Source organism: Pseudoalteromonas sp. G5_S1_54_S4, assembly GCF_054968565.1.
The window spans coordinates 1-13,902 of sequence record NZ_JBQKUL010000025.1 but is presented as its reverse complement, the minus strand read 5'-3'; the positions used below and the strand labels follow the sequence as shown (position 1 = coordinate 13,902).

7 protein-coding genes and 2 pseudogenes are annotated in these 13,902 nt (G+C 40.6%); 2 read left to right on the top strand and 7 right to left on the bottom strand.

What is annotated here, in order from left to right; translation table 11 throughout:
* Positions 1 to 12 precede the first annotated feature (12 nt).
* From ACTRWE_RS10830 to ACTRWE_RS10815, 4 genes are all read right to left on the bottom strand, one after another.
* Complete coding sequence (locus tag ACTRWE_RS10830; RefSeq protein WP_462879985.1) at positions 13 to 636, bottom strand: 3'-5' exonuclease; 624 nt, start codon at positions 634 to 636, stop codon at positions 13 to 15.
* A 5-nt stretch (positions 637 to 641) separates the two neighbouring features.
* The gene (locus ACTRWE_RS10825; protein WP_010387614.1) at positions 642 to 2,480 is read right to left on the bottom strand and encodes a DUF294 nucleotidyltransferase-like domain-containing protein; all 1,839 of its coding nucleotides are present in this window, start codon (positions 2,478 to 2,480) and stop codon (positions 642 to 644) included.
* 124 nt (positions 2,481 to 2,604) lie between these two features.
* Positions 2,605 to 4,329, bottom strand: coding sequence for a sodium:solute symporter family protein (locus tag ACTRWE_RS10820; RefSeq protein ID WP_013465754.1), 1,725 nt, complete (start codon positions 4,327 to 4,329; stop codon positions 2,605 to 2,607).
* Between the two features lie 10 nt (positions 4,330 to 4,339).
* A complete protein-coding gene (locus ACTRWE_RS10815; protein ID WP_008464847.1) occupies positions 4,340 to 4,603 on the bottom strand; it encodes a DUF4212 domain-containing protein in 264 nt (87 codons plus the stop codon).
* Positions 4,604 to 5,065: 462 nt separating this feature from the next.
* Between ACTRWE_RS10815 and ACTRWE_RS10810 the strand changes: the two genes are divergently transcribed.
* The gene (locus ACTRWE_RS10810) at positions 5,066 to 8,506 is read left to right on the top strand and encodes a hybrid sensor histidine kinase/response regulator (RefSeq protein WP_036956595.1); all 3,441 of its coding nucleotides are present in this window, start codon (positions 5,066 to 5,068) and stop codon (positions 8,504 to 8,506) included.
* 42 nt (positions 8,507 to 8,548) lie between these two features.
* Here the strand turns inward: ACTRWE_RS10810 and ACTRWE_RS10805 are convergent, their stop codons facing one another.
* The 3 genes and pseudogenes from ACTRWE_RS10805 to ACTRWE_RS10795 form a co-directional block, all read right to left on the bottom strand.
* Entirely contained in the window at positions 8,549 to 11,152 is a 2,604-nt protein-coding gene (locus ACTRWE_RS10805) for a DUF2339 domain-containing protein (RefSeq protein ID WP_033102871.1), read from the bottom strand.
* Positions 11,153 to 11,228: 76 nt separating this feature from the next.
* Positions 11,229 to 12,127: pseudogene (locus ACTRWE_RS10800) on the bottom strand (GGDEF domain-containing protein).
* Between the two features lie 64 nt (positions 12,128 to 12,191).
* Positions 12,192 to 12,776: a YqaA family protein gene (locus ACTRWE_RS10795; RefSeq protein ID WP_033102872.1), complete on the bottom strand. Its 585-nt coding sequence runs from the start codon at positions 12,774 to 12,776 to the stop codon at positions 12,192 to 12,194.
* Positions 12,777 to 12,921: 145 nt separating this feature from the next.
* On the opposite strand from ACTRWE_RS10795, the pseudogene ACTRWE_RS10790 reads away from it, so the two are divergent.
* Positions 12,922 to 13,902: pseudogene (locus tag ACTRWE_RS10790) on the top strand (TMEM143 family protein); the annotation flags it as partial.

Below are 13,902 nucleotides of genomic sequence, written 5' to 3'. Positions count from 1 at the left end.
TCCTTAACCAACCTACATTAGATCGCCTACTTTAAGTTCTTTACCGGCGCCTATTTGATGGCATTGGGCTAATAACAGCTCAGCAGTGGCTTGTGCATCGGTAAGCGCATGATGGCAATGATAGCTTGGTAAATCGTAGCGATTACGGCATTCATTTAAGGTTAAATCATCTAATTTGATATCGCTTGCGTGTTGCAGTAAGCGCTTTTTTTCTATTTGTAAGGTATCGATGATCAGCTTAGGCCGCTGGATGATCCCTGCATTTTTTAGTGCTAACTTTAAAAAGCCCCAGTCGAGCATGGCATTATGAAATACTAAAATGCAGTCACTAAAGTGAGCACTTAAAGACATTAAAATACTCTGTAGGCTTTGCCCTTGTGCCACCGAGTCAGTACTAATGCCGTGAAAAACAGGGCTTTGCTCTAGACTTTTAACCTCTTTATTAACGATATGCTGCGATTGACTGTTTTTGATACATTGATTCTCAATCAGTACCCAAGCAACCGAGACAATTTCATGTTGTTTAGGATCAAGCCCTGTTAATTCCAAATCAATCACTAAATAACGTTGCTTTAAAGCACTTTGCGCAAGCAAATGACGACGCTTTAAGTATCGCGTAATAAGCAGCTTAACCATTATTGTTACAAACTCCCACGCGCAAATTTAAACGCCGCGCCTTGCTGCGCTTGTTTTACTAGGTAAAACGCTTCTTTAAGCTGATGACGTTCTAACGAATTGAGTTTGTCTGGGTTAATGCAATTACTAGGTAACCCTTCTTCATTTATTTGCGTGCGCAGCCGAAGCTGAGTTAAAAATCGCCAACAATCTTTTAAATTATAAATATCTTCTTTGCTTAATAGTGAATACTTTAATAAAGCATCCAACCTCTCTTGGGTGTTAGCACGGCGAATGCCTACTTTTAATGCATAAAGTCGCGCTAGATCGTTAATGATCACCACCCCGCGCTTTTTAAGATCGATGTACTTATGGTGTTGCTCTGTTTTTTCGGTTTTAAAGTTATTGAATAAACCAATCGGCGCACTGTTAGCGTTAACATCGCTGGCCATTGCCGCATAAAAAAGATCGTTGCGAGAAATATGGGTCAACTCTTCACAAAACTGGCTATAGAGTGTGGTTGAGCCTTCAATAAAGCGCAGATCAAAAAAGATTTTACAGTTGAGCATTGCCTGGGGTGTGGGACTGGTGATCCACTTTAAAAACTTCGCCCCCCAATCACTAACACTCATTCGACACGCATCACTGCTAGCCATTATGTTACCAGGACAACGACGAATGCCGCACTCAACTAAGTTTTCACAAACAAATTCGCCCATCTGTTTAAAATATGCGTGCTGTTCATCGTTTAGACCATCAGGTAATAACAAGCCATTATCTTGATCTGAATGCAGTGTTTGCTCTTCGCGCGCTTGAGAGCCAAAACAAATAAAACTAAAACTGGTTGGCGCGGCGCCATGGTGTTGTTGAAATAAAAAAATTAGCCGCGAGGTCAACGCATCGGTTAAACCACTGAGTAACTTTCCGATCAGCGAAATATCATCAATATTATTTGAAAAACCTTTTAATAACTCAGGAATTTCTTTCGCGTAACGTTTTAAATCAGCCACATTATGGGCCTTGTAAATACGACCAATTAGCTGCACTGGGTCGCTTTTTTGTTGGCGTAGTAAGTCTGTACTGGTGATCATTCCTAGCGGTTTGTGGTTTTCGTCAAGCACAGGTAAATGATGAATATTATGCTTAAGCATTAAGTGCAGCGCTGAAAATACGCGGTTATTTTCAAATATAAACTTAGGCTTATTGGTCATAATACTATTGATAGCTTGCGCGGGATCCACTTCATCAGCAAGCACTCGGTTACGTAAATCCCGATCTGTAACTACTCCAACAAGATGCGAATTTTCGGTGATCATCATTGATGAAATCCCATGCTCTTGCATTTTTTTAGCACTATGACGGATGCTGGCATCGGGGGGCAGCGTAATCGCTTTGCGAGTCATGATCTCTGATATTTTACGCTCAGACCAGCTGTCGTTATTACTTTTATAATGTGATGACAGCAATCGATTAGCATGAGCACGAACAAAGTATTGCTCGAATGCTTTATATTCTCGACGTAAGTAATCAAAATCCGTTTGGTCGAGCATATAGACAATGCCCTCTTTTTGTACTTCTAAACTGTTTTGTATTGAATCTCCCGTCAGTAACGAGGGATAACCAAAGTAATCACCTTGAGTTAAACGCGTTACCGTATCGCCTTGAGCATCCACTAAATCGTATAACCCGGAACGAATTAAAAATAATTTAGGCTGTTCACTGTTAAGCCATTGCGTTTGGTTTTCTCGGGTCAAATAAATACTATCGAGATGGTTAACAAAATAACTGCAGGCGCTGTCCTGTAACATTGAAAATGGTGCTTGCTTGTTAATAAACTGCGCGACTTCCTGTTGCTCACTACTCATAAATCATCCTCAATAAAAAAGCGACTTAACCTGAAATATAGTTATTTAATGTAGTCATTATTTAAACAAATAAAAAGCCCGACTTAAGTCGGGCTTTGATGCGTTATATCATTAGATATATGGATTAGTGAGCATGCGCTTCACTAGACCCTTTAGGATTACGAATACCTTCAACCATTTCTTGAATTTCAACTGGTGTCGGTTGAGTCATTTTCATAACACCTGCAGCTACTGCAAAGTTAATGATCATGCCTACTAAACCAATCCCTTCAGGTGAAATACCTAAGAACCAATTTTCTGGGCTATTAAGCTCTGGACTCACAAACTTGAAGTAGATGATGTATGCAGCAGTAAAGGTGATACCCGTTACCATGCCTGCAATTGCACCATGTTTATTCATTGATTTAGAGAAAATACCCATAATAATTGCAGGGAAGAAGCTCGCCGCCGCTAAGCCGAAGGCAAAGGCAACAACCGAGGCCACAAATCCTGGCGGGTTAATCCCAAAGTAAGCGGATATTACAATAGCAATCATCGCTGCCAACCTCGCTGCAAGTAATTCTTGCTTGTCGGTTATATCCGGTTTGAGTGTCCGTTTAAGTAAATCGTGCGATACTGAGGTTGAAATAACCAATAGTAAGCCCGCTGTAGTCGATAGTGCCGCGGCAATACCACCAGCAGCAACGAGTGCAATAACCCATGCTGGTAAGTCGGCAATTTCAGGGTTCGCTAGTACCATAATATCGCGGTCAACGTTTACTTCGTTCGCGCTATTAGGGTCAGTGATTTTACCTGATGTGTAAAACATTTTGCCGTCACCATTTTTATCATTAAAGGTGATTAGGCCCGTACGTTCCCAGTTTTTGATCCATGCAGGCGCATCTGCATACGCTGTGCCGCTACCGTCTTTACCATTAATGGTGTCAATCATGTTTACACGGGCAAACGAAGCTACTGCGGGTGCTGTTGTGTAAACAATAGCAATAAATACCAGTGTCCACGCCGCTGAAATACGTGTGTCCTTTACGCGAGGTACAGTGAAAAAACGAACAATTACATGTGGTAAACCAGCAGTACCCACCATAAGAGCACCTGTGATTGCAAATACATCAATCATGCTCTTCGAGCCTTCAGTGTATTGCCCAAAGCCCAACTCAGTACTTAAACCATCTAATTTATCCAATACATACATGCCTGAACCATCACTTAGCGTGGCACCAAACCCTGTTTGTGGAAAAAAGTGACCGGTTGCCATCATCGAGATGAAAATAGCCGGTACTAAATAAGCAAATACCAGTACACAGTACTGCGCAACTTGCGTGTAAGTAATGCCTTTCATGCCACCAAGTACAGCATAAAAGAAAACAATTATCATGCCGATGTAAACGCCGGTTTCAATTTCAACTTCTAAGAAACGCGAGAACACCACACCCACACCACGCATTTGACCCGCAATGTAAGTAAAACAAATAAAGATGGCACATAAAATAGCCACTAAACGCGCAGTACGTGAGTAGTAACGATCCCCGATAAAGTCTGGCACAGTAAACTTACCGAATTTACGTAAATAAGGCGCTAAACACATGGCCAGTAGTACATAACCACCCGTCCACCCCATTAAGTAAACACTACCGTCATAGCCAGCAAACGAAATAATACCAGCCATTGAAATAAATGACGCAGCACTCATCCAATCCGCAGCAGTTGCCATACCATTGGCTAGTGGAGGTACACCACCACCGGCAACATAGAATTCATTTGTTGACCCTGCACGAGCCCAGATTGCAATGCCGATATAAAGCGCAAAGCTTAAACCGACGATTATAAAAGTGAGTATTTGAACATCCATTGCTTAGCTCCTATTCGTCTACGCCATATTTTTTATCTAACGTATTCATTTTGAAAACGTACACAAAAATCAAAGCTACAAAGGTATAAATCGCGCCTTGCTGGGCGAACCAGAAGCCAAGTTTAAACCCAAAAAAACGTACTTCATTTAGTACATCTACAAGTAATATGCCAAAGCCAAAAGAGACCACAAACCATACCGCTAATAACTTAAACAGTAATGAAATGTTTTCTGCCCAATAAGCTTTTGCTTGTTCTTCATTTTTAAAAGCCATTTTTATTTTCCCCTTTAAACATCGCAAGATTACGATGGGTGGTTTTTTATATTCGTTAATCAATTTAGCAACGCTACTCAAATATTGAATTGCGACAATAGTCGTAACAACATGTTAACGTTTTCGTAAACTGTAGGCGCTTAATTAGTAAACAACAAGTGAACTACTTTAATTTCAGTAAGTTAATTAATTTATTTGCGAGGTGTTTACGCCAATTTTTGAGTCAAGCGTGGGAATAAGACATTAGTCTAACTAAATAACCAATTTAAAATAAATCATTAAAAATCAATGCTTTATTTTATTTATAGATAATATAAATAAAATGTATACCCCCCTATTTAACCCGCAACCAAGTATTGTAAAAACCCAAACTACCTCAAACGCCAACTGACGCTCGCATCTTGAAATAGTTTGGGTATAGTTATGGCAAATTATAAAAATATTCTACAAGGTTAAATAAACATGACGGCTGTACTACTCATTGTTGCCTTTGGCTACATAGGCGTGCTGTTTTGGCTGGCTAATTGGGGGGATAAAACCACGCCACTTGCCAAGCGTATTAGTCATCACCCGTTTGTGTATTCATTTGCACTAGGTATTTATTGCACTTCATGGACTTACTACGGCTCAGTAGGCACAGCAGCGACCAGCAGCTGGAGTTTTTTACCTATATTGTTAGGCCCCGCTTTATTGTTTTTTTTCGGTCAAGGCTTTTTACGTAAACTGGTACTGGTGAGTAAAAAACAAAATATCACCACTATTGCCGACTTTATTTCAGCCCGCTATGGTAAGCGTCAAACCACCGCCATTATGGTGACAATAATCGCCTTATTGGCCACCATTCCGTACATTGCATTGCAATTAAAAGCACTCAGCTCTAGCTTTTTACTCCTACAAAACAGCAATCAGATATCAGGGGATATTTTAGCGCTATCGGCCACGTTAATGATGGCGCTATTTGCTATATTTTTTGGTACGCGCAAAGTTGATGTAACCGAATACCGTTCAGGTTTAATGCTCGCTGTTGCGTTTGAGTCGCTAATAAAGCTGTTTGCTCTGGCTGCTGTAGCAGGGCTTGCAATATATAGCTTATTTAATTTACCCGCAGAAAGTTCTGGCCAAGTCGCCGAGTCAATTTGGCTGCATTGGGCGCAGTTTGACTTTTTTAGCTTTAACTTTGTAGGTCAGTCGCTGATGGCGGCGGCCGCTATTATTTGTTTGCCACGGCAATTTCATGTCACCGTGGTTGATAACCAAGATAAGCGCCATTTATTTACTGCTCGCTGGGCTTTTCCATTGTACTTGTTATTGACCGCTGCAATGATTTTACCTATAGCCACCGCTGCTATTCATCCAGAAATTGGTCGTAGTTTATCACCTGACAGCTTTGTACTGGCACTGCCTATGCTGCACGATAACGCTTTTTTAACCACCTTTGTGTTTATAGGTGGGCTTTCTGCTGCCACAGCCATGATTGTTGTTGCAACGCTTACGCTAAGCACCATGATCTCCAACGACGTGGTGCTACCCTTAATGTTGCGTCGTAAATTTAAACGTAATTTAATCACCAGCAGCTATAAATCCCGCATTTTATTGGTGCGCCGCTTTACCATTGCTGGGGTGCTTATTTTAGCCTACTTCTATCAGCAATGGTTTGGTAGTGGCAGTGCGCTGGCCAGTATGGGGTTAGTGGCTTTCTCATTGGTGTCGCAATTATTGCCTGCTATTGTGGGTGGGTTATATTGGCGAAAAGGCCATGCTTATGGTGTTTATGCCGGGCTACTCGCAGGAGTCATTTGTTGGGTGCTATTTTTGATGCTACCTATTTTAGAAGCCCCTAACCCACTAGACAGTGAGCTACAGCAAACGCTTATAACTAGAGGCACCTTAATTGCGTTGTTTGCTAATATTGGCTGTTATATTAGCTTTTCCTTGGGAGCTGAAGAGCGCTTAATTGATAAAATTCAAGCGGCAGCATTTGTTAATCCCAAAGATCAGGCCATTTTATCTCGTCGCTTAAATAAAAACGTAAAAGCCACGGTATACGACTTTAAAATTTTACTGCAAACCTTTTTAGGCATTCAGCGTAGCCAACAAATTTTATCGCATTACGCACTTCATCATGATTTAAACGACAACAACGCACACCCTCGCGCTGATTTTATTGCCTACTGCGAACGCGCACTAACTGGTGTATTGGGTGCTTCCTCTGCGCAAGCACTTATTCATACAGTATCATCTGGGAAACGCATGGCGTTTGAAGAAGTAGTAAACTTTTTTGATGAAACCACACAGGCACTGCAGTTTAATCAAAACTTATTATTTACTTCACTAGAAAACTTAAGCCACGGACTCTCTGTGGTAGATAAAGATCTCAACCTCGTTGCTTGGAATAAGCGCTACAGCGAAATGTTTAATTACCCTGAAGGTTTTTTACAAGTTGGCCAGCCAATTGAAGAAATAATCCGTTATAACGCAGAGCGCGGTGAATGCGGCCCCGGTGAAATCGAGCGCCATGTTGATAAGCGTGTTCAGCATTTAAAAAATGGCAGTTCACATCACTTTATTCGCCATCGTCGTAATGGCCAAGTTTACGAAATGATAGGCAACCCATTGCCTGATGGGGGGTTTGTAACAAGCTTTTCTGATATTACCAATCATATTAGTACGCAAAATGCGCTCGAAGAAATCAATATGGACTTAGAAAACCGTATTGAAGCGCGTACCCAAGAGGTGCAAACCATTAATAGTAACCTGCAAGCACAAATCGATAGTCGCGTACAAACAGAGCAAGCACTTACTTTAGCCAAACGCGAAGCAGAACAGGCGAATGATAGTAAAACCCGCTTTTTAGCACTGGCTAGCCATGATATTTTACAGCCGCTCAATGCGGCACGATTATATCTCGCCGCCATTGATGAAACTCAGTTAGATAGCACCAATAAAAATAACTTTAATAAGCTAGGTGATAGCCTCGATTCCACCGTGCATTTAATGTCGGCTTTATTAGAAATTGCCAAGCTAGAGCAAGGGGCGATGACCCCAAATCCTCGTCACTTTTGCATTGATGATATTTTAGACCCCCTTAAAAGCGAATATGCGATTTTATCGAGCGATAAAGGGCTTTCATTTAAAGTGCGTTCAAATAAACAAATAGTACACAGCGACATTACTTACTTGCGTCGAATACTACAAAACTTGCTGTCTAATGCAATTAAATACACCGAAAATGGCCGAGTGTTAATTGCCTGCAGAAACAGAAAACACAGTTTACGGATTGAAGTATGGGATACCGGCCCTGGCATTAGCGATATTGAACAAGCAAAAATATTTAACGACTTTTACCGAATTGAAGCGGGCGATAATAAAGGCGTTGGCTTAGGTTTAGGGGTGGTTAAACGTATGGCTGATTTATTGAGCCTGCCGATTGATGTGGTTTCATTACCTAATAAAGGCAGCCGATTTAGCATTGAAGTGCCTTATGGTGATACGCAATTAGTACAGCAAAAACAAACCAGTCAAAATATAGTCGACAACCGCGCCGCGATAAATATTATTGCCGTTGACGACGATCCTGAAAACCTTGCCGCCATGGCCAGCCTAATGAAGCGCTGGCAGGCAAATTACACCCTATTCGATAAAGTAGACGCGGTGTTAACTTATGCAAAAGAACAGAGGGCACCTGATGTTATTTTAATGGACTATCAATTAGGTAATGATTGGGATGGGATTACATTAATTAAAGCGCTACGCGAGATTTGGCAAAGCGATATTCCGGCTATTTTAATTACCGCTGTGCGTGACACCGAGCTAAAACAAACCACCAAAGCCGAAAATATTCATTACCTGAGTAAGCCAGTAAAACCAGGCAAACTTAAAGCACTGCTGAATCACAGTACTTGACGATTAATAAGAGTTTAAGCCCAGTAAGTACTGGGCTTAAACTTAACTATGACTGCGCTTTCTGAGTTTTTGGAACAACCAACTTAGCCCTACCAGCGACAGCCCTAAGCCAATAAACGATAATGCTTTTAGAAGTCCCGTTAAGTTTGCCATATCAATTAAAAATACCTTAACAATTACAGCGCCAAGAATACCAAGACCAACATTTTGCAGTAACCGTTGCTGTTTTAAATGCCCGGCTATCACGACCAGTGCGCCGAGTAACAACCAAATAACCGAATAGCTATATAGTTCGGCGTCACTGGTTGCTTTATCAAGATAAATAAAGCCACCTTGCCAATATTGGCGGATCAAGGTATTGATAGCTAACAGGGCTAATAAACCAGACACTCCGAGTGTAATTTGACTCAATTTAGCATTTAACGATTTAACTAAACTCGCTAACCATAACGCCAGTAGGCTCGGTACCAACCAAATTAAAATCACCCAGTTAAATATTGGCGTTTCAGCAACATAAAGACGCATTAATAACGGATTATTATCCAGCGTTGTATTGATTAATAACAAGCCAGCTAACGCTGATAAAATCAAACCTGCAGTGCGGTATAACTTACCCAGCTGCCCTGCACTTTGCGCGCGATATAAATAAACGCAGCCTAAAGCAAGCAAGTTACAGCTGAGCAAAACTTGCTCATAAAAACTTAAAGAAAACAACTGAGGGTAGTGCCCTACCAGTTGATAACTGGTTTCGGTTGTCACAAATAACGCTAAACAATGCAGTGCCGCCCCCTCTAACCATATTTTTAGTTTTGAAGTATTAAAACATTTAGCCGCTGCAAAAAATAACCCAATACACAGCGGGTAAACAACTAAGCTCCAATGCAAACCAAAGATAGTTAGATCATCATAACTAGGCGTCCACGGCGATAAGGTAAGGCGTAAAAGTAATGCCGCCACAAGGGCTTTTATTGGCCAGTGTGGCATAGCCACACTGTATTTTTTTATTAATAAGCTCAGCAGTAATACTTGAACAGCCAGTGCAATGGTAAGGCCGCTATCGCTCAGTAGCATAGTAATTGCTAAAGTGATATTGGCGTTTGCTCCCACCCAATAACTAAAACGCTGCCATAAGGTTGTATTATTTTGCGTAAATTTAATTAACACCGCACTCATTAAACATAACAATACCGCCCAAAGTGGATAAGCGGTTGCTAAAGCCGTATTTGGGATCATCGCATACAAAGTGCCAACTAATGCAAACACGCTTAATGAAGCAAGCAAATGAAAAGCTAATCGTTTTGGGTATTTATTACCAAAATAGAGTCCATAGCCACTTAACCCCAGAGCAAGTAATAAGCCTAGCCCATATTCGTTTTTAAAAATAAATAACGCATCATCAAAGGCATAAGTTTGTTTAGCACTGACCACTAGTAACAGCGCAATCACTAAAGAAACCCCTTGCCATGCATCCCAACGGCTATTTTTTAACACTAAAAATAGTAACAAAGCGATGCTTAACAACGCCACGATTTGCCATTGTAAATTAAACAAACTCAATAGCATGGCAATCATTAAAGGCGCCATAAAGGCCAGTAATAATCCGTGATCTGGAAATAAGTTAACTAATCGTTTGAAGCTGTGCGGGCGCACTTCAAGGGTATTAAAGCCCAAGCCTAAGCGTGCAATAGCGATTAAGCCTAAAATACTTAGTAACGCATAAGCGCCTATTAACCACACTGTGTCATAGTTAAATAGAGTGAGTCCGACCAAGTACCAGCCTATATGCCCTACCCACAGTAAATACCACAACCACACTCGCTGTACTTTATGTGCCACAACCGCTGCGGCAACACTCACAAGGGCAACATAAATAAGTAAAGAAAATAACTGACCACTGCCCGTATTTACCCAAATAGGAACACTGTATGCGCCTATAATGCCAATTACAGCAAGTAAAGGACCTAACTTAATCGCCATTGCACTGGCGCAAAGAGCAATCACTGCTAAGCCAATAAATGCCCACTCAGCACTTAGCATGGTAAAGCTGTTATAGGCCAAAAACATTAAGGCAAAGCAAGTCATAAAGCCGCCACTGGCAAGGGCTGCAGGAATGTAATTATTAAAGCCTTCAAAAACGATACGTTTATAATGTAAATAATACGCTGCTGCGATTAAGCCAATGCCAAATAATCCACCGGCACTGAGCCTCATCGCAGGTGAAAGTAGCCCCGCCTCTAAACTGTACTTGGCTAAAAACACGCCACCTAAAGCCAAAGCAATAGCACCAATCCAAGTCATCCAGTTTTGTTCAAAGCCTGCACGTAATTGTTTAAAAAGCAGTTCAATACTCGATGGCTTTTTAATTGCTACTTTAGGTAGTGGCGTATGTTTAATGCTCGCAGGTTTATAATCAGAGGCAGGAATGTCTGAGCGGTTTAGAGGTATTGCGTTATCTACTTGAGGGTCAGCGGAGGATTTTTCATTTTTTGCTGCATTTGAGCTTAACTCGAACTGTAATAGTTTTAGTTTTAATACTGCAACCTCTTGTTTAAGGGTGTTTAATTGCACTAAGGCCACTAATCCACAAATAGCCCCTGCAACAATCGCAATAGATACAATAATTGCTAATCCGATTAACTCATCCATACAGTCCCTTTTTTATCTCGCAACACAAGTCCCCAAAAACAGCATGAGCGAAATCTATTTTATAAAATTACTATGTTTAAGCAACCTCAAGGCGATCACGGCCTGCTTTTTTGGCTCGGTATAATGCCTGATCTGCACGTTTCATTACATTGTCAAAGGTCTGTTCGCTACTACGGTGCGCAATACCTATACTAACCGTTAAAGAACGCTGATTTTGTACTGTAATAGTACGAGCCGTCTCTAGAATAGTCTGCGAAAAGTTAAGTACTTCATCAAGCTCATAACTAGGCAGGTAAGCGGCAAACTCCTCACCACCTATACGAGCAAAAATATTTTCATCTTTAAAAAGACGGTTCACTTTATCAGCAAACTGTTTAAGCACCTTATCGCCCACATCGTGGCCATAATCGTCATTAATACGTTTAAAGTGGTCGAGATCTATAATTAAAACAGTGTAAGGATTATTAACAACCTCCTTCACATGCTGATAAAAGCAGCGACGGTTATACACTTTGGTTAAATCATCCATAATAAACTCTTGCGCTAACCGGTTGTGCATTCGCTGCATAAAGTGCATAGTTTTAAATAAACCATAAGCGGTAATTAGCATACCTAATGTGCGACATAAGTCTTCTACGTAATTGCTTATCCAAAAAGGCTGACGTATTACTTCATCGAGCACATCGGCAGTAGAGCCTACAATCCATAGCATTAAACCGATACTGACGTATAAATACGCTTTTTTAGCTAACCGTGAACATTGCACTACAAAAAAATAGCAAAAATCACCACTAAATTAATAAAGTCAGTGGTAAAGCCATAGAGGTTTTGGGCTATGTCTAATCGGGGAAAGTACATCAACGAAAAAATTGAGAAAGCGATAATAAACGCCAGCATAGCTAAAATTAACAGCTTGTTTAATCTGGTAATTTTTACAAAGCGGCTGAGCTTGAGGCTCACTTTTTCCGGATTCATCATGGGCTGTGTTTAAATTTATTATTGTTAATAAAAACTATACCATAAACTTAAACTGCTTTATTTATATTTGCGTACTAATTATCCAGCCAATAGCAATTAAAATAGTTAATCCAATCATGGTCTTAGTTTTGTGCTTGCTGATAAGTCGCTCAGCTTGATTGCCCGCATAATACACCACGATTGCCAAACCAAAATAGCGTATAGAGCGCGCAATCGCAGATGCCACTAAAAACAGTGCCAGCGAATACTTAGTTGCACCAGCGGCCAGCATCGCAATTTGAAACGGAATAGGAACGATACCTAGGCTTAACACAAACCAAAATCCTTGTGCCTGCATTTTTTGTTTTACGTTTTCAAACTGCTCAGGGCTTGAGAATGTGTTGATAACCCAATCGCCAATGATATCAAATAAGTAATAGCCTAAAGCATAGCCAAATAACGCACCTACAATACAGCCTAGTGTTGCCATTAGGGCAATTTGCCAAAGCTTTTCCCGCCTTGCTTGCATAAGCGGTACCAGCACCGCCTCGAGTGGAATGGGCACTATGGTGGATTCTAAAAATGAGGCGATAGTAATCCCACCCAGCATATTTTTAGACTCAATAAACTGACGTGTTTTTTGCTTGAGCTTTTTTTGTATAGCCATAAACGTCCTGTTAGCAATTAGGTAAGTGATTAAATCATCTCATAATTAGGTTAATGCTACCTGAAGAAATACAGTCAACATAGTAATCAGTAAAAGACTGCTTTATTATCTTTATATACCATTATACTTTTAAAATTTTCACAATATGCAAACTGCTCGCTACATTCCTTTTAGAAAACACGACATCATTACAATGTGCGCCAAAGAGCTTACCAAAGACCAACAAACTTCTTTTAAGCAGCTTTGTGAACTTTTAGCCAGCTTAATTCACTTTCAGTACCATGGCACACTTGAGTCATTAAAAAACAATTACGCGCCTTTTGACCCAAATAGCGATACTCGTTTAATAAACAGCGTGACTGATGAGCAAAAAGCTCTGTGCCAACGCGATTTTGCTAAAGATTTCGCCAACGTATTAAATGCGGCTAATTTTGAAGTGATCACCCATCAAGACTTACAAGATGCATTAAACGAAGAATCGCTTTTTAAAGTTCGCCTTGAGGTAGAGTTTGAGGATTTTGAAGAAGTGGTTTTTTATCGCAGAGGCGAATCGCAACTAACCGAAACCATAACCAGCTTTTGGGGGTTACGTAAAAAGCCACTGCATTTTACCAACTACGATCGCGTAGCAGTATTTATCCGTTTTAAAGATAAAGCCTATTTTGAATCAAAAAATAAACTACCTATGGGGTTTGAGCCCAGCTCAACCATAGTAAAACTATTTCAAAATGTGCCAAAAGCTGACTTAGAAATGCTATTCCCTAATAGCGAAGTACGGATGCGTCCTATTGATAAAGTGATTATTGGCTCGTCAGCACTTATTGGCGGTGCGGTGGTGTTAGTTACCAAACTGGGCGCCTCATTACTTCTACTGTTTGCTTTGTTTACATTTTAGGGAGGGTTTAGTGATAAAGTCGTTACCATGACTCAGCAGCACTTTATTACGTTAGCCATTGGTATTGGTGTATTTGGCAGTTTTGTATTTAAAGAGTGGAGTAAATTTAAAAACCGTAAAATTAAATTTATGAAAGCGCTGAGCGATAATCTGTACTTTAAAAACCTAGATAACAACGCCGGTGTTTTTCATACACTAATAGACGCCGCCGAAGAAGAAGACATAAAAGAA